Origin of the sequence: Serratia sp. CY33525 (genome assembly GCF_052169115.1) — a bacterium.
GTDB classification, from domain to species: domain Bacteria; phylum Pseudomonadota; class Gammaproteobacteria; order Enterobacterales; family Enterobacteriaceae; genus Serratia; species Serratia sarumanii.
In genome coordinates this window covers 688,741-711,556 of record NZ_JBJNLK010000002.1, presented here as the reverse complement: position 1 = coordinate 711,556, position 22,816 = coordinate 688,741, and the positions used below count along the sequence as shown (strand labels likewise).

Annotated in this window: 24 protein-coding genes and 1 tRNA gene; 14 read left to right on the top strand and 11 right to left on the bottom strand. The window is 57.2% G+C overall.

Annotation, left to right across the window (positions count from 1 at the left end):
* Positions 1 to 59: 59 nt before the first annotated feature.
* Together ACJ8IM_RS08305 and ACJ8IM_RS08300 are read right to left on the bottom strand one after the other, a co-directional pair.
* Positions 60 to 275, bottom strand: coding sequence for a hypothetical protein (locus tag ACJ8IM_RS08305; protein WP_016928277.1), 216 nt, complete (start codon positions 273 to 275; stop codon positions 60 to 62).
* A 227-nt stretch (positions 276 to 502) separates the two neighbouring features.
* Positions 503 to 590, bottom strand: a tRNA-Ser gene (locus tag ACJ8IM_RS08300).
* A gap of 230 nt (positions 591 to 820) precedes the next feature.
* Here ACJ8IM_RS08300 and yccA point away from each other — a divergent pair.
* Together yccA and tusE are read left to right on the top strand one after the other, a co-directional pair.
* Positions 821 to 1,480, top strand: a complete 660-nt coding sequence (gene yccA, locus ACJ8IM_RS08295) for an FtsH protease modulator YccA (protein ID WP_004928091.1) — start codon at positions 821 to 823, stop codon at positions 1,478 to 1,480.
* A gap of 111 nt (positions 1,481 to 1,591) precedes the next feature.
* Positions 1,592 to 1,921: a sulfurtransferase TusE gene (gene tusE, locus ACJ8IM_RS08290; protein WP_004928095.1), complete on the top strand. Its 330-nt coding sequence runs from the start codon at positions 1,592 to 1,594 to the stop codon at positions 1,919 to 1,921.
* A gap of 34 nt (positions 1,922 to 1,955) precedes the next feature.
* Here tusE and yccX read toward each other — a convergent pair whose 3' ends face one another.
* Positions 1,956 to 2,234 carry an acylphosphatase gene (yccX, locus tag ACJ8IM_RS08285; RefSeq protein ID WP_033646563.1) on the bottom strand — a complete coding sequence of 93 codons (279 nt, stop codon included), beginning with the start codon at positions 2,232 to 2,234 and terminating at the stop codon, positions 1,956 to 1,958.
* Positions 2,235 to 2,326: 92 nt separating this feature from the next.
* Between yccX and rlmI the strand changes: the two genes are divergently transcribed.
* Both rlmI and hspQ read left to right on the top strand, forming a co-directional pair.
* Entirely contained in the window at positions 2,327 to 3,517 is a 1,191-nt protein-coding gene (gene rlmI / locus ACJ8IM_RS08280) for a 23S rRNA (cytosine(1962)-C(5))-methyltransferase RlmI (RefSeq protein ID WP_074027574.1), read from the top strand.
* A 60-nt stretch (positions 3,518 to 3,577) separates the two neighbouring features.
* Positions 3,578 to 3,895, top strand: a complete 318-nt coding sequence (gene hspQ / locus ACJ8IM_RS08275; RefSeq protein WP_033637900.1) for a heat shock protein HspQ — start codon at positions 3,578 to 3,580, stop codon at positions 3,893 to 3,895.
* Positions 3,896 to 3,952: 57 nt separating this feature from the next.
* On the opposite strand, the gene ACJ8IM_RS08270 is transcribed toward hspQ, so the two are convergent.
* A complete protein-coding gene (locus ACJ8IM_RS08270) occupies positions 3,953 to 4,366 on the bottom strand; it encodes a CoA-binding protein (protein ID WP_033637899.1) in 414 nt (137 codons plus the stop codon).
* A gap of 255 nt (positions 4,367 to 4,621) precedes the next feature.
* Here ACJ8IM_RS08270 and ACJ8IM_RS08265 point away from each other — a divergent pair, with 255 nt between their 5' ends.
* Together ACJ8IM_RS08265 and ACJ8IM_RS08260 are read left to right on the top strand one after the other, a co-directional pair.
* Positions 4,622 to 5,296 (top strand): DUF2057 family protein, encoded by a 675-nt coding sequence (locus ACJ8IM_RS08265; protein WP_442516235.1) that lies wholly within the window; start codon positions 4,622 to 4,624, stop codon positions 5,294 to 5,296.
* Positions 5,297 to 5,419: 123 nt separating this feature from the next.
* Complete coding sequence (locus tag ACJ8IM_RS08260; RefSeq protein ID WP_015377363.1) at positions 5,420 to 5,878, top strand: methylglyoxal synthase; 459 nt, start codon at positions 5,420 to 5,422, stop codon at positions 5,876 to 5,878.
* Positions 5,879 to 5,910: 32 nt separating this feature from the next.
* Here ACJ8IM_RS08260 and helD read toward each other — a convergent pair whose 3' ends face one another.
* Complete coding sequence (gene helD, locus ACJ8IM_RS08255; RefSeq protein WP_033637897.1) at positions 5,911 to 7,965, bottom strand: DNA helicase IV; 2,055 nt, start codon at positions 7,963 to 7,965, stop codon at positions 5,911 to 5,913.
* Between the two features lie 166 nt (positions 7,966 to 8,131).
* On the opposite strand from helD, the gene ACJ8IM_RS08250 reads away from it, so the two are divergent.
* Together ACJ8IM_RS08250 and yccS are read left to right on the top strand one after the other, a co-directional pair.
* On the top strand, positions 8,132 to 8,584 hold the full coding sequence (locus tag ACJ8IM_RS08250) for a YccF domain-containing protein (RefSeq protein WP_033637896.1): 453 nt from the start codon (positions 8,132 to 8,134) through the stop codon (positions 8,582 to 8,584).
* Positions 8,585 to 8,610: 26 nt separating this feature from the next.
* Complete coding sequence (yccS, locus tag ACJ8IM_RS08245) at positions 8,611 to 10,746, top strand: YccS family putative transporter (protein ID WP_033654218.1); 2,136 nt, start codon at positions 8,611 to 8,613, stop codon at positions 10,744 to 10,746.
* Positions 10,747 to 10,750: 4 nt separating this feature from the next.
* Here the strand turns inward: yccS and ACJ8IM_RS08240 are convergent, their stop codons facing one another.
* Complete coding sequence (locus tag ACJ8IM_RS08240) at positions 10,751 to 11,407, bottom strand: TfoX/Sxy family DNA transformation protein (protein WP_033654219.1); 657 nt, start codon at positions 11,405 to 11,407, stop codon at positions 10,751 to 10,753.
* 229 nt (positions 11,408 to 11,636) lie between these two features.
* On the opposite strand from ACJ8IM_RS08240, the gene sulA reads away from it, so the two are divergent.
* Together sulA and ompA are read left to right on the top strand one after the other, a co-directional pair.
* Entirely contained in the window at positions 11,637 to 12,143 is a 507-nt protein-coding gene (sulA, locus tag ACJ8IM_RS08235; protein WP_033654220.1) for an SOS-induced cell division inhibitor SulA, read from the top strand.
* A gap of 356 nt (positions 12,144 to 12,499) precedes the next feature.
* Positions 12,500 to 13,555 (top strand): porin OmpA, encoded by a 1,056-nt coding sequence (gene ompA, locus ACJ8IM_RS08230; protein ID WP_033654269.1) that lies wholly within the window; start codon positions 12,500 to 12,502, stop codon positions 13,553 to 13,555.
* 88 nt (positions 13,556 to 13,643) lie between these two features.
* Here ompA and matP read toward each other — a convergent pair whose 3' ends face one another.
* On the bottom strand, positions 13,644 to 14,102 hold the full coding sequence (gene matP, locus ACJ8IM_RS08225) for a macrodomain Ter protein MatP (RefSeq protein ID WP_004928138.1): 459 nt from the start codon (positions 14,100 to 14,102) through the stop codon (positions 13,644 to 13,646).
* Positions 14,103 to 14,312: 210 nt separating this feature from the next.
* Between matP and ACJ8IM_RS08220 the strand changes: the two genes are divergently transcribed.
* The 4 genes from ACJ8IM_RS08220 to fabF all read left to right on the top strand — a co-directional run bounded on the left by ACJ8IM_RS08220 (position 14,313) and on the right by fabF (position 18,764).
* On the top strand, positions 14,313 to 16,061 hold the full coding sequence (locus ACJ8IM_RS08220) for an AAA family ATPase (protein ID WP_033646573.1): 1,749 nt from the start codon (positions 14,313 to 14,315) through the stop codon (positions 16,059 to 16,061).
* Positions 16,062 to 16,129: 68 nt separating this feature from the next.
* Positions 16,130 to 16,648 (top strand): bifunctional 3-hydroxydecanoyl-ACP dehydratase/trans-2-decenoyl-ACP isomerase, encoded by a 519-nt coding sequence (gene fabA / locus ACJ8IM_RS08215; RefSeq protein WP_004928144.1) that lies wholly within the window; start codon positions 16,130 to 16,132, stop codon positions 16,646 to 16,648.
* A gap of 314 nt (positions 16,649 to 16,962) precedes the next feature.
* On the top strand, positions 16,963 to 17,490 hold the full coding sequence (locus tag ACJ8IM_RS08210) for a winged helix-turn-helix transcriptional regulator (RefSeq protein WP_060429020.1): 528 nt from the start codon (positions 16,963 to 16,965) through the stop codon (positions 17,488 to 17,490).
* The gene (gene fabF, locus ACJ8IM_RS08205; protein WP_230116441.1) at positions 17,487 to 18,764 is read left to right on the top strand and encodes a beta-ketoacyl-ACP synthase II; all 1,278 of its coding nucleotides are present in this window, start codon (positions 17,487 to 17,489) and stop codon (positions 18,762 to 18,764) included. The genes ACJ8IM_RS08210 and fabF overlap by 4 nt, the downstream gene beginning before the upstream one ends.
* A gap of 63 nt (positions 18,765 to 18,827) precedes the next feature.
* On the opposite strand, the gene rmf is transcribed toward fabF, so the two are convergent.
* The 4 genes from rmf to pqiA all read right to left on the bottom strand — a co-directional run bounded on the left by rmf (position 18,828) and on the right by pqiA (position 22,774).
* The gene (gene rmf / locus ACJ8IM_RS08200) at positions 18,828 to 18,998 is read right to left on the bottom strand and encodes a ribosome modulation factor (RefSeq protein ID WP_004928150.1); all 171 of its coding nucleotides are present in this window, start codon (positions 18,996 to 18,998) and stop codon (positions 18,828 to 18,830) included.
* 269 nt (positions 18,999 to 19,267) lie between these two features.
* Positions 19,268 to 19,828, bottom strand: coding sequence for a membrane integrity-associated transporter subunit PqiC (gene pqiC / locus ACJ8IM_RS08195; RefSeq protein WP_039566678.1), 561 nt, complete (start codon positions 19,826 to 19,828; stop codon positions 19,268 to 19,270).
* Positions 19,825 to 21,471, bottom strand: a complete 1,647-nt coding sequence (gene pqiB, locus ACJ8IM_RS08190; RefSeq protein WP_033646578.1) for an intermembrane transport protein PqiB — start codon at positions 21,469 to 21,471, stop codon at positions 19,825 to 19,827. Before pqiB ends, pqiC begins: the two co-directional genes overlap by 4 nt.
* Entirely contained in the window at positions 21,458 to 22,774 is a 1,317-nt protein-coding gene (gene pqiA / locus ACJ8IM_RS08185) for a membrane integrity-associated transporter subunit PqiA (protein ID WP_071883795.1), read from the bottom strand. The genes pqiB and pqiA overlap by 14 nt, the downstream gene beginning before the upstream one ends.
* Positions 22,775 to 22,816: the final 42 nt, after the last annotated feature.

Here is a 22,816-nt window from a genome sequence, read left to right as displayed (position 1 = left end):
GATCGCAATGGGGCGCGCTTATGGCAAACACGCCCCAGATACCGATTGGGGAGGAAGGGCTATTTTACCGACATATCCGTACGGACGATGCCATGGTTTTTCATCACCTCTTCCATGGTGAGGTTCTCATCATACGGCGTATCGTCCACCACGACGTCTTGCGGGCGCACATAAGGTTTGGTCGCGCGTTTGAACATCCACCACCACACGAATACCAGGAAAGCGCCGGACTTCAGAAAGATCATGGTCCATAGGGCGACTTGATACCAGTTCATCTCTGTCTCCATAAGAGCATTAAGCGAAATCGATAAGGCAGCGTTGTTTATCACCCCGGCGGTGCCTGACAGCAGCAGGCATCCGAGCAGCCAACCTTGATGACCGCATAATCTCACCGATGCGTGGCCCTTATCAATAGCCGATCGCGTTTCCTGCAAAAGCGCCTCGGTTTCTGCGCACGCAAAAACAAAAACCCCGTGCTCAGTGAGCACGGGGTGAGAATGTATGGCGGAGGAGCAGAGATTCGAACTCTGGAACGGTTTCCCGTCGACGGTTTTCAAGACCGTTGCCTTCAGCCACTCGGCCACCCCTCCGCAACGACGCGCACTATAAACAGACCTCATTCGCTTGTAAAGCCCGGGCGCGTTCAACCGCGCGAAAAATCGGCGAAGACGCAGCAAACGGCGAACAAACGCGCGTCCGCTCCTCCCTGCTGTTGCAACAATGATAACTAAGGGTAAAGATTGGTAAACAAACTTTAATCAAGCGCTTGCGCTGCCTATCATCGGGATTATTTTGTGATGGCTTGATAAGAGAGAGCATTATGGACCGCATTGTCGTCTCATCTTCTTCGCGCGACTCGCTGCTCAGCACGCATAAAGTCCTGCGCAACACCTATTTCCTGTTATCCCTGACGCTGGCTTTCTCGGCGCTGACCGCGACCGCCAGCACGATGCTGGGGCTGCCGGCACCGGGCTTGCTGCTGATGCTGGTTGGCTTCTACGGCCTGATGTTCCTGACCCATAAACTGGCCAACAGCCCGGCAGGCATTCTGGCGGCGTTTGCGCTGACCGGTTTCATGGGGTATGCCCTCGGCCCCATTCTCAGCTCGTTCCTGAACGCCGGCGCGGGCGATCTGATCATGCTGGCGCTGGGCGGCACCGCAGCGGTGTTCTTCTGCTGCTCGGCGTATGTGCTGACCACCCGTAAAGACATGTCATTCCTGTCCGGCATGATGATGGCAGGTTTTGTGGTACTGCTGGTGGCGGTGATCGCCAACCTGTTCCTGCAGATCCCTGCCCTGCACCTGGCCATCAGCGCGCTGTTCATCCTGTTCTCCGCCGGCGCGATCCTGTGGGAAACCAGCAACATCATTCACGGCGGCGAGACCAACTACATTCGCGCCACCGTTAGCCTGTACGTGTCGCTCTACAACATGTTCATCAGCTTGTTGAGCATTCTGGGCTTCGCCCGCAGCAACTGATCGCACGTTACACCAGCTTTCCAGGCCCCGCTCCGGCGGGGCTTTGTTTTTTGCGGCTGAAAAAATTTGCTAAACTGGCGGCCGTTCCGAATTATCCGTTATCGAGGCAGTATGTTGGAGTTTGAAGGTCAGGTTATCGACACTGACGCGCAGGGGTATCTGAAAAACAGCGCCGACTGGCATGAAGGGCTGGCGCCGCTGCTGGCCGCGCAGGAAGAGATCGTGCTCACCGAAGCACACTGGGAAGTGGTGCGCTTCGTGCGCGACTTCTATCAGGAATTTAATACCTCACCGGCTATCCGCATGCTGGTCAAAGCGATGGCGCAGAAATACGGCGAAGAAAAAGGCAACAGCCGCTATCTGTATCGCCTGTTCCCGAAAGGGCCGGCCAAACAAGCCACCAAAATCGCCGGATTGCCGAAACCGGTAAAATGCATTTGACCGCTCTGCCCGCAGCGCCGCTGCAGGCGAGCGTTTAATAACGAATGCCAAACCCGCTGTAATCAGCCAGGCCCTGCGGCTCCACCAGCACGCGTTCGACGCGCGCGCTGCGCGGGCCGCCCTGTTTCAACCACTCCAGCAGCTTGTCCACCTGCGCCTGTGTGCCGCAGGCCACCACCTGAACACTGCCGTCATCGAGATTGCGCGCATAGCCTGTCACCCCCAACGCCTCGGCCTGCCGCTGGGTGGAATAGCGAAACCCAACCCCCTGCACCACGCCATACACATACGCAGCAATGCAAACTTGTGTCATAATCGCCCCCTTATTCAGTTTTCGTTATGGCATTGCCGTGCCTTTGCACCGCCGTGTCACTCTTTCTATCCTAGCTGGCAGCATTCTTAATTATGACCGTACGCCTGTTTCTCGCCAAAGGACGTGAAAAGTCCTTACTCCGTCGCCACCCTTGGGTGTTCTCCGGCGCCGTTCAACGCGTTGAGGGCAAAGCCCACTCCGGTGAAACCATCGACATCCTCGACAGCCAGGGTAAGTGGCTGGCACGCGGCGCCTATTCGCCCGAGTCGCAGATCCGCGCACGCGTCTGGACCTTCCAGCAAGATGAAGAGATTAACATCGATTTCTTCATTCGCCGCCTGCAGCAAGCGCAAAGCTGGCGCGATTGGGTCGCACAGCGCGACGGTCTGGACGGATACCGCCTGATCGCCGGCGAGTCCGACGGCCTGCCGGGCATCACTATCGATCGCTTCCAGAATTTCCTGGTGCTGCAGCTGCTGTCCGCCGGTGCCGAATACCAGCGCCCGGCCCTGCTTTCCGCCCTGCAGCATTGTTACCCGGAATGTTCGATCTACGATCGCTCCGACGTTGCGGTACGTAAAAAAGAAGGCCTGCCGCTGGCGCAGGGCCCGGTGCTGGGCGATCTGCCGCCGGAACTGCTGCCGATCACCGAACACGGCATGAAGCTGCTGGTGGACATTCAGCAGGGGCACAAAACTGGTTTCTACCTCGACCAGCGCGACAGCCGCCTGGCGGCGCGCAATTACTCCGCCGGCCGTCGGGTGCTGAACTGCTTCTCCTACACCGGCGCCTTCGCCGTTTCCGCTTTGATGGGCGGTTGCGCGCAGGTGATCAGCGTGGATACCTCGCAGGCGGCGCTGGATATCGCCAAACAGAACGTCGAGCTCAACAAGCTGGATCTGAACAAAGCGGAGTTCGTTCGCGATGACGTGTTCCAGCTGCTGCGCAACTACCGCACTCAAGGCGAAAAATTCGATCTGATCATCATGGATCCGCCGAAATTCGTCGAGAACAAGAATCAGTTGGCCAGCGCCTGCCGCGGCTACAAAGACATCAACATGCTGGCGCTGCAGCTGCTGAATCCGGGCGGCATTCTGCTCAGCTTCTCCTGCTCCGGCCTGATGCCGACCGACCTGTTCCAGAAAATTTTGGCCGACGCCGCTGTAGATGCCGGACGTGATGTACAATTTATAGAGCAGTTCCGACAGGCTGCCGATCACCCGGTGATCGCCACATACCCTGAGGGGCTGTATCTGAAAGGATTCGCTTGTCGGGTGATGTAACTTGAAATGCGCTGCCCTGCCCCCATATATGAGCAAGGCATTGTTTCTCAGGAGGTCATCATGATTGCCAGCAAATTCGGTATCGGACAACAGGTTAGGCATAAACTGCTGGGGTATTTGGGCGTCGTGATCGATATCGACCCGGAATACTCTTTGGAACAACCCAAAGCTGACGAAATAGCGGCGAACGATGAACTGCGTTCAGCCCCTTGGTACCACGTGGTGATGGAAGACGAGGAAGGCCAACCGGTACACACCTATCTGGCGGAAGCGCAGCTGGATAGCGAAGCCCAGGAGGCACACCCCGAGCAACCATCGCTGGATGAACTGGCGGAATCCATCCGTCACCAGCTACAGGCGCCACGCTTGCGCAATTGACCGCGCCAAGACCTGAGAAACCCGAGAGGGCCCGGCATCGCGCCTGGCCCTTTTTATTTAGCGCTCCAACCCTAAGCGCGGGATTTCGATTTTCGGACAGCGATCCATCACCACACGCAACCCGGCCTGTTGCGCCAGCGCTGCCGCCTGCTCGTTAATCACCCCTATCTGCAGCCAGAGCGCCCTGGCGCCGATCGCTATCGCCTCTTGCGCCACACCGTAAGCCGCTTCTGAATTGCGAAACACGTCAACCATATCCACCGGCTGCGGGATAGCGGCCAGCGTAGGGTAAACCTGCTGCCCCAGCAGCGTCTGCCCCGCCAGTTTTGGGCTGACCGGGATCACCTGATACCCTTGCGCCAACAGATACGCCATCACCCCATAGCTGGGCCGCGATGGGTTATCGCTGGCACCGACCAGCGCGATAGTTTTCACCTGTTGCAACAGCTCAACAATCTCTTGATCTTGCATCTTCAACTCCCGTTTATCACTGCGTCACTTTCCATTTCGAGTGTAACCGATCGGCATTCGTTCGGTTAAACGCAACGCAAGGGAAACTTCACCGCAATCTTATGGTCAGAGGCTGTCGCGGTTCAGCTGCGCATGGTCATGTCTAATCGCGATAAAATATGTAAAAATGTAAACAAAATACCCGATTGAAAAATTTTGACACAACCTATGCCGTGTTCAACACTTAGCGTTACGCCACTTTATAAGGAGATAATGATGAAATTTGGTCTGGTGGTTGCGGCGTTGCTCAGCATCAGCATGCCTGCCGCGGCTACGACCCTGAAACTCTCCCCGGACATCGACCTGCTGGTGGTCGACGGCAAGAAAATGACAGGTTCGTTGTTAAAAGGCGCCGACAGCCTTGAACTGGATGGCGGGCAGCACCAGTTGCTGTTTAAAGTGACCAAAACCGTACGTTCCGGCCAGCATACGCAGGCCTATGCTTCCTTGCCGCTGGTTGCCACCTTCAATACGCAAAAGATCAGCCAGGTGGCGATCGAACTGCCACGCATCGAGAACGATCGTGATGCGCAACGCTTTGACAGAACGTTGAATTATCTGGTGGTCGATAAAGACGGCAACGCCCTGCCGTTCCGGCATGATGTGCTGCATCCCGACAGCGTCACCTTCAATACCGATTTGGAAAAGGTGATGACCGATTACAACCGCCAGAACCGCCAGAACCGCCCGGCCTCCGTTCCGAGCTTTGTTCAGGCGAACGCGGGCAATGCCTCAGCCCTCGCGTTGGCCGGCGCGCCGATAAACGCCCCGACGGTGACGTTGAAAGGTGAAAACGTGTCGGAACAAATGCTGCAATACTGGTTTCAACAGGCCGACAAGGAAACACAGAAGCGTTTTCTGCGCTGGGCCAATAAACAACCGATTCGCTGATCCCTCCCGGCGCCTTTCCCCGTAAAGGCGTCTTTTCTTCGCATTTTCAAGCGCAAACGCTAGGCAGTGAAAAACAGTTTCAGTAATCTGTCGCACATTCCCCGATTAGCGAAGGACACCGAGATGGAATTGACCACCCGCACTATCGCCGCGCGCAAACACATTGCGCTGGTGGCGCACGATCACCGCAAACAGGCCCTGCTGGAGTGGGTAGAAAGCCACAAGACCATTCTGGCGCAGCACCAGCTGTACGCCACCGGCACTACCGGTAATCTGATCCAGCGCGCCAGCGGCATTCCCGTCACCAGCATGCTGAGTGGCCCGATGGGCGGCGATCAGCAGGTTGGCGCACTGATTGCGGAAGGCAAGATAGACATGCTGATCTTCTTCTGGGATCCGCTGAACGCGGTGCCGCACGATCCGGACGTGAAGGCGCTGCTGCGGCTGGCGACCGTATGGAATATTCCGGTGGCCACCAACCGCTCGACCGCCGACTTTCTGATCGACTCTCCGCTGTTCAAAAGCGAGGTGGAGATCGCCATCCCCGACTATCAGCGCTACCTGCAAGACCGCCTGAAATAGTCCTCGCGGCCTGGCAGCCGCCAGGCCCAGGCTTACGGTTTTTTCTGCACCGGTACGCCAAGATCTTGCAGGTGTTCAACGAACACCGAAGGACGTTCACGATCCTGCAACAGCCATACCTGATGTTTAGCGCGCGTCAACGCGACATACAGCAGACGGCGCTCTTCGGCATCCGGGAAATCCTCCGGCTGCGGCAGCAGCACCTCTTCCAACACCGACTCGCGCGCCACGGCGGGGAAGCCGTCACGCCCATCATGCAAACCGGCGATGATGACGTATTCCGCCTGCTGCCCCTTGCTGGCGTGGATGGTCATAAATTCCAGATCCAGCTTGGGCCAGCGGGTGGCCGCCTTCGCCAGCGCTTCCGGTTTCAGATGATGGTAGCGCGCCAGCACCAGGATGCGCTCATCCGGCTTGGCGTAGCCGCTCAGTTTATCCAGCAAGGGCTCCAACTGCTCGTGCGGCAGGATCGCCACCGACTTTTTATTGCCCTTGCTCAGGCTGTTGAGCGGTTTTTTCAGCTGGTGCGGGTTCTGCTGCACGAACCGGTTGGCCACCTCGCCGATACGTTCGTTGAAGCGATAAGTGGTGTCCAGCGCGCACTGCGCCCCTTCGCCGAAGTGGGTGGCAAAAGCCGTGGTTAACGTCAACTCTGCGCCGCTGAAGCGATAAATCGCCTGCCAGTCATCCCCCACCGCAAACAGGCAGGTCTGCTTGTTCTGCCGACGCAGCGCCGCCAGCAACAGCGCACGCTGCGGCGAGATATCCTGAAACTCATCGACCAGAATATGTTTCCACGGGCTGACGAAGCGCCCCTTGTCGAGAATGTTGACCGCCTGATGAATAAGGCCGGAGAAGTCCACCGCTCCTTCCTCTTTCAAGGCGCTTTTCCAAGCTTTCAACAGTGGCGCCATCAGCCGAATGCGTTTCGAAAACAGATCGCGGATTTCTTCATCCGCCTGCTCAATCATTTCCGCCTGGCTGCCGCCGTGCATGCGCATCAGCCCCAGCCAGCGTTCCAACCGGCCCGCCAGCCGGTCCGCCAGGCGTTTATCCTGCCAGAAGTCGCCTTCCGGCACGTCCCATTCCAGCTCCTCGGTCAACCATTGACGCCACCCCTTCGCCTGGGCTTTTTTCTCTGCACATTGCTCGCGCCAATGGGCAATCAGCAACGCTTTGCGCGCGCTGGCATCGGTTTCCAACCGGCTGATGGCCGGGGCTTTGCGGCTGCCTTGTTGAATGATCTGCAGCGCCAATGCATGGAATGTTTTGGCCTGAATACCGACATCGCCCAAACGTTCTTTGATGCGATCATTCATCTCACTCGCAGCCTGACGGCCGAACGCCAACAGCAAGATTTGGCCCGGCTCCGCCTCCTGACGGCGCAGCAGCCAGCCGGCGCGCGCCACCAGCACCGACGTCTTGCCGCTGCCGGCCCCCGCCAATACCAGGACGGAATCCTCGCCGTTGACCACCGCACGGCTCTGAGAGTCATTGAGCGGTGAGCTCTCGACGGTCTGGAAGAAGTCGTGATGTTGCTCCAGCATGCGATCGGTCCACTGCCGGTTGCGTTGGTCGACACTGCGTTGCCCCTGCTGCAGCCATTGCAGACACAGATGGTAATCGGCCCGGCAGTTATCGAATTCCTCCAGGCGCGCCACCGGCATTGGCAGCGCGGAGAAGGCTTCACGGATTTGCTGCTGCAGTTTGCCCAGCTCAGACTTTTTGAACCATTTATCTTGCTGCTCAATGCGCTGAATCTGTGCCACCTGCTGTTGCAACACGCCGGCACTGACCTCACTCATTTCGGCGCTCCACTGCTGCCACGCCTGCTGCAGATAGTGATAAAAACGCTGCGTTTCCTGCCACTCGGTGCCGTGCAGTCGCACCACTTTTTCGTCCGGCAATTCAAATTCCAGCTCGCCCCAGACGATGCCGCGCTTGCACCTGACCTGAATCAGTTGATTGAAGGGGATCAGGTATTCATGTTTTTCCCCGCTCACCTCAACGCCGGCGTGCAGCAACCGCACGCGGTTATAAGGGTGCTGAGCCAGGTGTTTCCCCAGCGATGTCGCTTTAAGTTCCATATCGTCGCGCCATGACTATGTTGAGATTAAATAACGGATATCTGCCAGTTTACCTGCGATAAGCAGTGGCACTCTAGCGCTAAAAAAAGGGTAGAATAGATTTTGCGTTTTTATCGTGAATACGCCCGCATCGCGGTTTGGCCAACATTAGAGCAGAATGACGTCTATGCGTACTGTACTGAATATTCTTAATTTTGTGTTGGGCGGTTTCTTCACCACGCTGGGTTGGCTCATCGCCACGGTGTTCAGCGTGCTGCTGGTCATCACGCTGCCGCTCACCCGCTCCTGCTGGGAAATCACCAAGCTGTCGCTGGTGCCGTTCGGCAATGAGGCAATCCACGTCGATGAGCTCTACCCGGAAAAAAGCAATGCGCTGCTCTCCGCCGGCGGCTCACTGCTCAACGTTATCTGGCTGGTGCTGTTCGGCTGGTGGCTGTGCCTGTCACACATCGCCGCCGGTATCGTGCAGTGCGTTTCGATCATCGGCATTCCGGTCGGCATCGCCAATTTCAAAATTGCCGCCATCGCGCTGTGGCCGGTGGGGCGCCGCGTCGTCTCGGTAGAAATGGCTCAGCAAGCGCGTATTGAGAATGCTCGCCGCCACTATCATCAGCGTTAATTTTTTCTCCGTTTGAGGAGTTTTTCGTGCGCTCTTTTGCACCCGCAGTACGTCGTTACACATATAACAGCAATCTGCTGTATCACCTGCGCATCCTTATTGCGCTGATCGGCACCACCGCCGTTCCCTGGTGGCTGGGCATTCCCAAGCTGACCATCCCGCTGACGCTGGGCGTGGTGGCAGCGGCCCTGACCGACTTGGATGACCGCCTGGCCGGCAGGTTACGCAACCTGCTGATCACGCTGGTGTGCTTCTTTGTCGCCTCAGCTTCAATCGAGCTGCTGTTCCCCTATCCCTGGTTGTTCGCCCTTGGCTTAACCACGTCGACCTGCGGTTTTATCCTTCTGGGCGCCTTGGGGCAACGTTACGCCACCATCGCCTTCGGCGCACTGCTGATCGCGGTTTACACCATGCTCGGCACCGCCATGTACGATGCCTGGTATCAGCAACCGCTGCTGCTGGTGATCGGTGCGCTGTGGTACAACCTGCTGACGCTGGCGGGCCACTTGCTGTTCCCTATCCGGCCACTGCAAGAGAACCTGGCGCGCTGCTACGATCAACTGGCCAACTATCTGGATGCCAAAGCCAACCTGTTCGATCCCGACGCCGAACGCGACGCCGACCTGCCATGGATGGATGTTGCGATGGCCAACAGCGCGTTGGTCGCGTTGCTTAACCAGACCAAAGCCTCGCTGCTGACGCGCCTGAAAGGCGATCGCGGCCAGCGCGGCACCCGCCGCACCCTGCACTACTACTTTGTCGCGCAGGATATCCACGAACGTGCCAGCTCTTCCCACGTTCAGTATCACGCGCTCAGCCGGCAATTCCGCCACAGCGATATTTTATTCCGCTTCCAGCGTTTGCTGAGCATGCAGGCGCGCGCCTGCCGCCAACTGGCACAATCGATCCTGCTGCGGCAAAAATACCAGCACAACCCACGTTTTGAGCCGGCCTTCAGCCGCATTCAGGAGGCCTTGGCGCGCATCGCCGAAACCCAGGGCAATTCAGAACAAACCAAGGCGCTGGCGCACCTGCTGAAAAACCTGCATGCGATCGATGCGCAGCTGGCCAATATTGAGTCAGAGCAGACGCTGGCAAACGGGCAAGCGGAAGAGAACAGCCTGGCCGACGATCGCTTAACCGGCTGGAGCGACATCCGTCTGCGCATCAGCCGCCATTTGACGCCGCAATCGGCCCTGTTCCGCCACGCGATCCGCATGTCGGTGGTGCTGTGCGTGGGTTACGCTTTCATCCAGTTCACCGGCATGCAACACGGTTACTGGATCCTGTTGACCAGCCTGTTCGTCTGTCAACCGAACTACAACGCTACCCGCCGACGCCTGGCGCTGCGCATCATCGGCACCCTGGCCGGTATCCTGATCGGCCTGCCGATCCTCTATTTCGTGCCTTCACTGGAAGGACAGCTGGTGTTGATCGTCATCACCGGCGTTCTATTTTTCGCTTTCCGCACCGTCCAGTATGCCCACGCCACCATGTTCATCACGCTACTGGTCTTGTTATGCTTTAACCTGTTGGGTGAAGGATTCGAAGTAGCCGCCCCGCGCGTTTACGACACCTTGTTGGGCTGCGCCATCGCCTGGGCGGCGGTCAGCTTTATCTGGCCGGACTGGAAATTCCGCCAACTGCCGGCGGTGGTGGATAAAACCCTGAATGCCAACTGCCGTTATCTGGACGCCATTCTGGTGCAATACCACCAGGGTAAAGATAACGGCCTCGCCTACCGCATTGCGCGGCGAGATGCCCACAACAGCGATGCCGAACTGGCTTCGGTCATCTCCAACATGTCGGCCGATCCCAAGGCCGACAAGGAATTGCAGGAAGCCGCCTTCCGCCTGCTTTGCCTCAACCACACCCTCCTGAGTTATATCTCGGCGTTGGGGGCGCACCGCGAGCGGCTGAATACCCCTGTCACCCTCGATCTGCTCAATGATGCCGTGTGTTACGTGGACGGCGCCCTTCATCAGGAAGAACGGAACAGCCAGCGCATTGCGAAAGCGCTGGAACAGCTGGCGGAGCGCATTCGCAGAGCCGTTCCGGAACCTGAAAGCAAAGAGCAGTTGGTGTTGCAACAGGTGGGGTTGATGCTCGAACTGCTGCCGGAGCTCACCGCACTCCACGCCCAAATCAATAAGGCAATCTAATTATTCAGGGCTCGCTCGATGGGCCCTGAACCACTGGCTCATGCCCATGGCGGCGCATCGCCATCGTATGATCGAACCAGCGCACCAGTTCGTTGCGCAATTCGGCCGGCAACGCCGCCTGATGATAACCGGCTATCGCGCCGCCCAGCGACAGCAGCACGCGCAGCCCCAGATTGGTCTGCTGTTGCAGCAGGCGGAGATAGCTGCGTTTAGCGCCTTGCAGCCGCAGGTCATAGGCATTGCGGATACCCGCTCGCCATAGCAAGCGCTCCATGTTGACATCGATATTCGGCAACGCCTTCAATCGACCGTGATCGCCGGCCTTAAGCCGCTGCTCTCGACGCGCTTCCCTGACGGCCTGCCAGGCCAGCCCCACCAGCTCGTTGCGTTCCCGCCACAGCGACTCGTCAACCCAGTAATAACGCAAAGTGATGGGCACTCCACGCTTGGAATAGACCATATTGACCATCCCTCTGGCGCGAAAAGCCGGTTCCATGCTCACCGTAGCCCGCAGGTACAACTCTCCTTCCGCTATCACTGCAAACATTACCCCCTCGGCCAGCAGGCCGTAGCCGCCAAACTGTGACCGCGTGGTGATGGCGCCCAGCGCCGCGAAGCAATTTTTAGCCTGTGCGATCCTTCGTATCGACATCCTTTTCATAGCGTTTCTCCTTTTTAGGTTCCGGTCGTATTATTTCTCTTATCAATGAAAAGAGTAACGTGAACAACTAATTAGGAAAATACGCACTATCCACCCGCATGCCAATCACAAAAAACACCGGTACAAAAAATGATCGCAATTATGCGAGCCGCTACGAAAATTTGGGTTGATCTTATCCCAAATCAGGGATACTGTATAAACATACAGTAACACGACGGGCGGGAACTTTATGCGTACTCAATCACTCTACCAACCTCATTTCAGCCAAGGCTCTTTTACAGCGCGCAATGTTGAGAAGAACACGGATGTCGGCAAAGAGAATGGCTTGATCAGTGAACTTGTTTACAACGAGCGCCAGCCCGCAGTGGCTCAATTGCTGTTGCCCCTGCTGCTGCAACTGGGCAAGCAGTCTCGCTGGCTTCTGTGGCTGACACCGCAGCAAAAATTAAGCAAGCAATGGCTGCAGCAATCCGGCCTGCCTGTAGATAAGATGGTGCAATTGAGCCAGATCAGCCCGGTGAATACGGTCGAGGCGATGGAAAAAGCACTGCAAACGGGAAATTACAGCGTGGTTCTCGGTTGGTTGCCCGAGCTAACGGAGGAGGATCGTCTAAAATTAAGACGTGCGGCAGAATTGGGTAATGCCTATGGGTTTATCATGCGGCCTCAACGTGACATTAACCCGACTCACGGACACTGTTCCACCCTAAAAATTCACTCTTCTTTGTATCATTAAGTAAATTTAGGATTTTTCCCATCATTTTCGCACCCCATAAGCAGAACCTTTGCATGGGAAGGCAAAAAGCGAGTCCGGCTGCGGTTTGGCAGGCAAAAACGTTCGATGAATCGCCGTTTTTTTAGGCTAAGAATGTTAGCAAATATGTACGATTCCGCGTTTTTTTTTAGAGCCTTATCACATCACACTTGTAACTTTCGCGCCACGTTGTAGACTTTACATCGCCAAGGTTGCTCTATAACGTCAGAAAAACTGGCGAGTAACAAACGAGGGCTTAAACCTTGGCGAAGGAATTTAACCAAGGGCTTAAACAGCTTTAAAGCTCATTGCCTATTTGGATGATAACGAGGCGCAAAATGAAAAAGACAGCTATCGCATTAGCAGTGGCACTGGCAGGTTTCGCTACCGTAGCGCAAGCCGCTCCAAAAGATAACACCTGGTACACCGGTGCTAAACTGGGCTGGTCCCAGTACCACGACACTGGTTTCTACGGTAACGGCTACCGCGTAGACAACGATGCACGTAAAGACCAACTCGGTGCTGGTGCATTCTTGGGCTATCAAGCTAACCAATACCTGGGCTTTGAAATGGGTTACGACTGGTTGGGTCGTATGAAATATACCGGCCGTAACACCGGTTCCTTCAAAGCACAAGGCGTTCAATTGGCCGCTAAACTGAGCTACCCAATCGTTGACGATCTGGACATCTACACCCGTCTGGGTGGTATGGTATGGCGTGCAGACAGTGACGGCGTAGGCTCTAACGGCGGTAACCACGACACCGGCGTTTCTCCGCTGGCTGCTGTTGGTGTTGAATACGCACTGACCAAAAACTGGGCTACTCGCCTGGATTACCAGTTCGTAAGCAACATCGGTGACGCAGGTACCGTTGGCGCACGTCCAGACAACACCATGCTGAGCCTGGGCGTTTCTTACCGCTTCGGTCAGGATGACGTAGTTGCTCCAGCACCAGCTCCGGCTCCAGCTCCAGTTGTTGAAACCAAGCGTTTCACTCTGAAGTCTGACGTGCTGTTCAACTTCAACAAGTCTACTCTGAAAGCAGAAGGCCAACAGGCTCTGGATCAGCTGTACAGCCAGCTGAGCTCCATGGATCCTAAAGACGGTTCCGTAGTTGTTCTGGGTTACACCGACGCCGTTGGTTCTGACCAGTACAACCAGAAACTGTCCGAACAACGTGCACAGAGCGTTGTTGACTACCTGGTCTCCAAAGGCATCCCGTCAGACAAAATCTCTGCACGTGGTATGGGTGAAGCAGATGCAGTTACTGGCAACACCTGTGGCTACAAATCTGGCCGCGCTACCAAAGCTCAGATCGCTTGCCTGGCACCAGATCGTCGCGTAGAGATCGAAGTTAAAGGTATCAAAGACGTTGTAACTCAGCCTCAGGGCTAAGTTTACTCGCCTAATAAAAACCCCGCATAGCGGGGTTTTTTTTCGTCCTATTGTTGAAACCAAGCGCAACAAAGGCGCGCTCACGCACTTACTTGGGATCTTTGCCAAGAATCGCCTTCAAGTCTTCTTTCAACGACGACATCTGGTTCGCATACTTTTCTTTGCGTTCAGCGTCTTCGATAAGCTGCACGACGGTTTCCGACAGCGTAACGCCACGTCGGCGCGCCAGGGCAGCCAATCGTTGCCAAACCAAAAACTCCAGATCGATAGATTTTTTACGCGTATGCTGATGTTCTGCGTTAAAATGACGTTTACGGCGGGCGCGGATCGTTTGTTTCATCCGGTTATCCAGTTCCGGATTCATGTGAGCGGCAATCCATGCAAGTACCTTTACCGGCTCATTTTCCAGCTTCAGCAGCTCGTTAACCGCCTCCTGAGCAGCGCTGTTTTCAATGTAGCGGGTAATGAGTTCCCCTTCCCGATGTTTCTTCACCAGGTACTTCCATTTCCAACCGCTCTCCAGATTTTCCAGTTGCTGATATTTCATCTTGAGCTCTTCAGTGACCGCGTAACTTCAAATAAGCATAACAGCTTTGCGCCAAATTTCCCCGGCAATTAAGCCGTCTTTTAGACTGTTTTTTGCACAGTCACCGCGCGATGTCAAACTCCCTGATGCCAACTGGCACTCCGCATGTATCAAGCCGCCGTTATTCTTGTATAATCGCCCTTTCCCTTTTTAACGATTGCATCTAACACTTTGACCAATAACCGACTTGAATGGCAATCTTTATTGCCGGACGTAACGCCTTATCAGGCGATATTTGATACCGCCGCTCAGTTGGCACCCGTGCCCTTTTCCGCCATTCAGCCTCGGCTGGAAAATGCCCTGACGCTATTTTGCCACCCCCAATCGCCACCGCGTTTCATGCTGTTGAAGGCGCAAGAAACACGAGAGTATCTGGAACTGATCGCTCACGCCGTCACGCCACTGCTGCCGAAAAACACGGCATGCCGCGGCAGCCACTATGTCATTCAGGATGGCAAAGTCAGCGTAGAACCGGCCAGCCGTGGCGATGAACCTTTTGCCGCCGGCGGCGCTTGCCTGTTCCAGGAGTGGGTTGAGCCAGAGCAACTGTTTGGCTGCGTACGGATCCACAATGGCGACATCACCCTGCAGCCGGGTCTGGTGCACCAGGCCAACGGCGGCATTTTGATTCTGTCGGCCCGCGCCCTGTTGGCTCAGCCGTTGCTATGGCTGCGGCTGAAGCAAATGATCGGCCAACGTCAGTTCCATTGGGTTTCGCCAGACGAAACCCGCCCGCTGCCGGTAGCCATTCCGCCAATGCCGCTGGAGCTGCGGCTGATTGTGGTCGGCGATCGCCACGGCCTGGCCGATTTTCACGATATCGAGCCGGAACTGAGTGAACAAGCGGTCTACGGTGAATTCGAAGACGATCTGCAGCTGACTGAAGTTGATGATATGGCGCAGTGGTGCGGCTACGTCAACGGCGTGATTGCCGACCAGCAGTTGCCGATGCTGGCGAGCGACGCCTGGGCGCCGCTGATCGTTCAGGCCGTGCGTTACAGTGGCGACCAGGGCATCCTGCCACTCTCGCCGGTTTGGCTTGGCCAGCAGCTGTCCGAAGCCGCACTGTATGCCGAAGAAGATCGCATTACGGCCAAAGCGTTCGAAGCGGCGTTAAATGCCCGCGAATGGCGTGAAAGCTATCTGGCCGAACGTATGCAGGATGAAATCGAGCTGGGCCAGATTCTGATTGAGACCGAGGGTGAAGTGATAGGGCAAATCAACGGCCTGTCAGTCCTGGATTATCCCGGCCATCCACGCAGTTTTGGCGAACCGTCGCGCATCAGTTGCGTTGTGCATCTCGGCGACGGCGAATTCACCGACGTCGAGCGCAAAGCCGAACTGGGCGGCAACCTGCACGCTAAAGGCATGATGATCATGCAGGCGTTTTTGATCGCCGAGCTGGATCTGGATCAGCAGTTACCCTTCTCCGCTTCCATCGTCTTTGAGCAATCTTACGGTGAAGTAGACGGCGACAGCGCCTCGCTGGCTGAACTGTGCGCGTTGATCAGCGCCCTGTCACAGCAACCGATCACCCAGCAGATCGCCGTCACCGGCTCCGTCGACCAATTCGGCAACGTACAGCCGATAGGTGGCGTTAACGAAAAGATCGAAGGTTTCTTCGAGGTTTGTTTGCGCCGCGGCCTGACGGGTAAACAGGGCGTCGTATTGCCCGCGACCAACGTGCGCCACCTGTGCCTGCGCCAGGATGTCGTCGACGCGGTACGCGAAGGGCAATTCCATCTGTGGGCGGTAGAGAGCGCGGCGGAAGCCTTGCCTTTGCTCACAGGTTGCCTCTACTCTGACGAACAACAGCCGAACTTGTTGGCGGCCATTCAGGAACGGATTGCGCAGGTGAGCCTGCAGGAACGCCGTCGTCCGTGGCCGCTGCGCTGGCTCAACTGGTTCAACCACGGCTGATCGGACTTGTTCAGCGTACACGTGTTAGCTAACCTGCGTCCTTCATTAAAATAAGGCTTACTGAGAACATGGTAGATAAACGCGATTCCTATACGAAAGAAGACCTCGAAGCATCCGGCCGTGGCGAGCTGTTCGGCGCCGGTGGCCCACCGTTGCCGGCAGGTAACATGTTGATGATGGACCGCGTGGTCAAGATGACCGAAGACGGCGGAACTCACAACAAAGGTTATGTGGAAGCGGAGCTGGATATTAATCCGGACCTATGGTTCTTCGGTTGCCACTTTATCGGCGATCCGGTCATGCCAGGCTGCCTGGGCCTGGATGCGATGTGGCAGCTGGTCGGTTTCTACCTCGGTTGGCTGGGTGGCGAAGGCAAAGGCCGCGCGCTGGGCGTCGGTGAAGTCAAGTTTACCGGCCAGGTGCTGCCAACCGCGAAGAAAGTGACCTACCGCATTAACTTCAAACGCGTCATCACCCGCAAGCTGATCATGGGCGTCGCCGATGGCGAAGTGCTGGTTGACGGCGAAGTGATCTATACCGCTACCGATCTGAAAGTGGGTCTGTTCAAGGACACCACAGCGTTCTGATCACGCTGAGGAGAAGGCGGCCATCGTCTTGTTTTCTAATCCTCTTCGCATGCCATCACGCCCAGCGTGATGGCATTTCTTTCTCTTCTCGTTTAAAGACTACTCACCTCCTTTAATTGCCCGCTGCCGAAACGTTTTCTCCCCCCTGTCTCCACCCTATTCCTACCCGAACGCAGGCCAGTTGAGCGAGGCCCCTCCCTGCAGCCCGCACCGACGCGATAGCGGTTTTTTCCATCCGGTCATTTTCTTGCCCCTCAAAATCGCCTAGTATAGCTATCATGTAACTACAATAAATGTATCCACAAAGAGGCGATATGCAAAAAACCCGCTTTAGCGATACACCTTGCCCCGTCGCACGTTCGTTAGATCGCGTCGGAGAATGGTGGAGCATCCTGATCCTGCGTGATGCCTTTCAGGGGTTGTCCAAGTTCGACGAATTCCAACAAAGTCTGGGGATTTCACCCACTCTCCTGGCCCGACGCCTGAAGGATTTAGTGGCCCACGGCATTCTGCATAAGCAACGTTATCAAACGCGGCCGGTTCGCTATCAATATCTGCTCACCGAACGCGGCAACGACTTTCTTCCCGTACTGGCCGCTCTCTCACAATGGGGCAATCGCCATTTGATCGACGGTGACATTAGCGCCTTGTTAGTCGACGGCCGCACCGATCGGCCGATCCAGGTCCAGTTGATCAACGTCGAGACCCAACAGCAGGTGCCGCTGCAGTTTATTACGTTGGCACCGGGGCCTGCGGCAAATGACGGCATACGTCAACGCGCCGAACTGATGCGGCAGCGGCGCCTCGCCGATTTATCCGAACTCACCAAGGAGCAGTCATGAGCAATCGTCGTATCGTTATTACCGGCATGGGCGCCGTTTCACCGTTAGGGTGCGGCGTGGAGGCCATCTGGCAACGTTTATTAAAAGGAGAGTCCGGCATTCGGGCTTTGCCTGACGAGATCGTTGCAGATTTGCCGGTCAAGGTCGGGGGGCAAGTCCCCGAACTGGCGCAAGATGCCGAGGCGGGATTCAACCCAGACGCGTCCGTCGCCCCCAAGGACCAAAAGAAAATGGATCGCTTTATACTGTTTGCCATGGCGGCGGCGGATGAAGCCGTTCGTCAGGCCGGCTGGATAGCCGATACGGAGGAAAAACAAGAGCGAACCGCCACCGTCATCGCCTCGGGCATTGGCGGCTTCCCGGCCATTGCCCAGGCGGTGCGCACTACGGACAGCCGCGGCGCCAAGCGCCTGTCGCCATTCACCATCCCCTCTTTCCTGGTCAATCTGGCGGCCGGTCACGTTTCCATCAAGCATCACTTCAAAGGCCCGATTGGCGCACCGGTCACCGCCTGTGCGGCCGGCGTGCAGGCCATTGGCGACGCGGTGCGTATGATCCGCAATGATGAGGCCGATATCGCCCTGTGCGGCGGTACAGAAGCGGCTATCGACACCGTAAGCCTGGGCGGATTCGCCGCCGCGCGCGCCATGTCCACCGCACCGGCCGAGTTGGCGCGACAGGCCTCCCGGCCTTTCGACAGCGCCCGGGACGGTTTTGTCATGGGGGAAGGCGCCGGCATGCTGGTGATTGAAACGCTGGAGCATGCGCGGGCGCGCGGCGCTACGCCGCTCGCGGAAATCGTCGGCTATGGCACCAGCGCCGACGCCTACCACATGACCTCCGGCGCTGAAGACGGCAACGGCGCCTATCGGGCGATGAAAATCGCGTTGAAGCAGGCGAATGTCGCCCCAGAAGAGGTTCAGCATTTAAACGCGCACGCGACTTCGACACCCGTAGGCGATTTAGGCGAAATCAATGCCATCAAGCACCTGTTTGGCACCGCCGGGACTGTCGCCGTGACCTCGACGAAATCAGCGACCGGGCACCTGCTCGGCGCCGCCGGCGGGCTGGAAACCATCTTTACCGCCCTGGCTCTGCGCGATCAGATAGCTCCTGCAACGCTGAATCTGGATAACCCCGATCCGGCGACGGCAGGCTTGCATCTGGTCGCGAAACGGGCTGAATCGATGGACATGACCTACGCCTTATCAAACGGCTTTGGCTTTGGCGGCGTGAATGCGAGTATTTTACTGAAACGTTGGCAGGACGAATAAACGGCACAAACAAAAACCTCCGCCAAGGGCGGAGGTTATTCCTTTTATTTGACAGGGAGCCGCTTAAGCGGTCACAGCCCTGTCTTCCATGGCTTCTCGCCAACCTCCCAGCCATTGAGACCGGGCGTCCACCGATGATTGGTAGGGACAATGTTCCCTGGAACGCCCTAAAATACCTGCCTGATACCCTCTCGAATGCGCCCTTTCCAGACGATCGCGTTTCTGTCTCTTCATGCCTCGTTTCCCTCATTTTGGTCTGGTGGAAAGAAAACAATGGCTGCTTTTTGCGCAGCCACGAGTAATCAATAGCGCTAAAAGAAGAGAAGATCAATGCGCAAAATTCACGCCAATGTCATATTTGTGAGCTACGCCCGAGGAAAGTGCTAAGTGGCTGATCTGCCGGGGAAGGGTTTAACTTTTTGAAATTAAATAGAAATCCCTGCCAGCGAAAAAAACGAATTTTCACGCTGACAGGGATTAGACGATTTTAGACCAAATTATGACTAAATGCCGCCCATCTGTGCTGCGATAGCCTGAGCTTCCTGCTGCCAGCCCTGCGCCAGGGTGCGCACCAGGGCATCATAGCCGTCCTCGCCCTGTTTCAATTCCAGGCTGAAAGGCCGTTTGATCAAACGCCCCTGGCGGTTCAGCACCCACTCGCCGCGAACGATCGCCTTGCCGTCAAAACGGCCGTGGAAGCCGCTGACGGTGACGTTGAGCACATCCTGATCGCTACTCATCGGCTGCGAAGAGACCACCCAGCCCGGCAGCGCACTGCTCAGGTTGGTGACCAGCGTTTGCTGCAGCTGCTGGTCGAGCGGGCTGGCCCACAGATTGTTCTGCGCTATCACATACTGCACGTCGTTGGTCTGATACACCACGCCGCTCTGCGCCAGATAATCCGCCACGCTCACGTGCTCCAGCCACAGCTGGCGCGTGGAGGCACCGCTGCTGCTGGCCGCGGCCGGCGCACCCAGCGCCGGCAACTGATAGTAGGTCTTCTGTGGCGAACTGCTGCAGGCGCTGAGCAACAACGCCAGGGCTACCGGGATCCATTTCATCATTTCGTGGCCTTCTTCGGCTGAGGGTCAGTGCTGCCGGCGGCTTCAAACACCAGCGCGTTGCTCTTCTCATTCAGGGTGCGCAGCACCGGTTGCAGCTCACGCAACACCTGGTCGAGGCGCTGCATATCGCCCACCATCTTGTTGTAAGCCGGCGAACCAGGCTGGAACCCTTTCATGCTGCGGTTCAGCTCCAGCAGGGTTTTCTGCATGTCCTGCGGCAGCGCCTGCATCTCTTTGCTGGCGATGATGTCGTTCAGCGACTTCATGGTCTGCTGCGTCGATTTCATTGTTTTCTGACTTTCCGCCAGCGTCTTGGTCGCTTCGTTGATCATCGGATTGATCGGCATCGAATTAATCTTATCCAACGTCTGCATCAGTTTCTGCTGGATCTGCGCCAGACCGCCGCTGGTGGTCGGCATCAGCGGATAACCGAACAGCTCGCGCGGCCCTTTCCACGGTTTCTCCTGCGGATAGAAGTCGAGATCGATGTACAGCGAACCGGTCAGCAGGTTGGCGGACTTCATCGAGGCGCGCATGCCGCGGGATTCGGCGTCTTTCAAATGCCCTTCGATATCGAAATTGCCGCCCAACTCTTTCTGGAAGCGATCCGGCTCGATGCGGATCAACACCGGAATGCGGTAATCGTTGTCCAGGCGCTGCGCCATGCCCTCTTTGTAGAACGGCACCTGCGCCACCGTGCCCAGACGAATGCCGCGGAACTCGACCGGGGCGCCCGGCTGCAGGCCGCGCACCGAATCGGAGAAGAACAGCAGGTAGTCCTTATGCACGGTATACAGCGAATCCTGCGTGCTGCGCTGGTTGTCGAACAGCTGGTACTCCGCCTTCTCTTTCGCCTGTTCGCCGCGATCCCAGCCCTCCGGCACGTCAAAACTGACGCCGCCGCTGAACAGGGTGGTCAGCGACCCCATCTCCACCCGCATGCCCTGCGCCGACATGTCGAACGCCACGCCGCTGTCTTTCCAGAAGCGCACGTTGGTGGTAACCAGCTGATCGTAAGGCGCGGTAATGAACAGCTGATAGCGCATGGCGCGCGTTTTAGGATCGAAATAGCTGGTTTCCACCGAGCCGACGCGGTAGCCGCGGAACAGCACCGGATCGCCGGCGTTGAGCTGGCCCGATCTTTCGCTGTCCAGCACGATGCGCAGCCCTTTGGCATCCGGAGAGGCCAGCGGCGGCGCGTCGAGCAGCTGATAGTTGTCTTTGCCGTCTTTGCCCTTGTTGCCCGGCTGCAGTTCGATATAGGCGCCGGAGAGCAGCGTGCCCAGCCCGGAGACGCCTTCACGGCCGATCTGCGGCTTCACCACCCAGAAGGCGGAGTCCTGGCGCAGCAATTTCTCCATGCCGGAATTAAGGCGCGCCTGCACCATCACCTTGCTCAGATCCTCGCTCAGCGTGACGGTTTCCACCACGCCGACGTCCACGCTGCGGCTTTTGATTTTGGTTTTACCCGCTTCTAGCCCTTCCGCCGTCGTGGTGACCAGCGTCACTACCGGCCCCTGATGGCTGAAGTGGTAAAACAGGATCCAGGCGCCGATCAGCGCGGTCACGATGGGAATGATCCACACCGGCGACCAGCGCTTGATCTTCTCGACGTCCGCGACGCTATGATTATTTTCCGTCACCTTGCGGCTCCTTGTTGATTGTTTCACTTGCGCGATCCCAGGTCAGCCGGGGATCAAATGTCATGGCGGCGAACATGGTGAGGATCACCACCAGCGCGAACAGCACGGCGCCCGTCGCGGGGTAAATGCTCATCAACTGCCCCATTCGCACCAGCGCCGACAATACGGCGATCACAAACACGTCGATCATTGACCAGCGGCCAACGAATTCGACCACTTCATAAATCAGATGCATGCGCTCGCTGTCGGCGCGCGGTTTCTTCCTGCCGTTGGCATCCCAGCACAGCCAGCCGATCGCCAGCATTTTCAGCGACGGCACCATGATACTGGCGATGAAAATCACCAGCGCCACCGGATAAGAGCCGTCGCCCCACAGCAGGATCACCCCCGCCATGATGGTGGAGTTCATCTTGTTGCCCAGCGCCTCGGTCACCATGATCGGCATCAGGTTGGCCGGAATGTACAGCATGACGGAGGTCACCAACAGCGCCAGCGTCCACTGCAGGCTGTGGCGGCGACGTACGTAGCCGTTGGTGTGGCAGCGCGGGCAGCGCACCTGATTGGCCGGCAGGATCGCCGTGCAGCAGGCGCAAGAGCGCACGCCCTGCCGCATGCCGGTGCGCCCCACCGTCAGCGGGCGATCGAGACGCGGCGCCGGTTCGATGTCCTGCCACAGCCAACGCCTGTCCACGCACTGGAAGGCGCGCACCTGCAGCAGGCAGAACAGGCAATAAGGCACGAAGCTGCTGCCGATGCCGATATCGCCGTAGGCCATCAGCTTGACGAAGCTGACCAGCACCCCGGCGAGGAAAATTTCCACCATGCACCAGGTCTTGAACTGGAACAGCACCCGGGCCATCCACTCTTTCAGCCCCAGCGGCAAACGCACTTTGGCGCACAGCAGAATGATCGCCACCATGCAAAACGCCGGGATCAGCTGCACGAACACCATAAACAACGTGGCCATGCTGGCGTAGTCTTCCGCCACCATGACTTCCGGAATTTGAATCAGCCGGATTTCATTGCCGATGCCGGCGACGCGCATATTGATAAACGGGAAAATGTTGGCCAGCACCAGCATGAACAGGGCGCTGAGGGCGTAACCGATCGGCCGCTTGCGCGGCTCGTCCCAGCGGGCGCTGAGCGTGGTTTTGCAGCGCGGGCATACCGCTTTGCTGCCATAGGCCAGCGGCGGCAGCGCCACCAGCATGTCGCACTGCGGACACAGCATCAGGTTATCCTGGTGCTCCGCCGAAGGTGCGGAATGACTATGCTGCTGATGATTGTTGTGGGAACACACCATATTCCTCCTAAATAACGTTGCTCACCGGCACGTCGATACCGC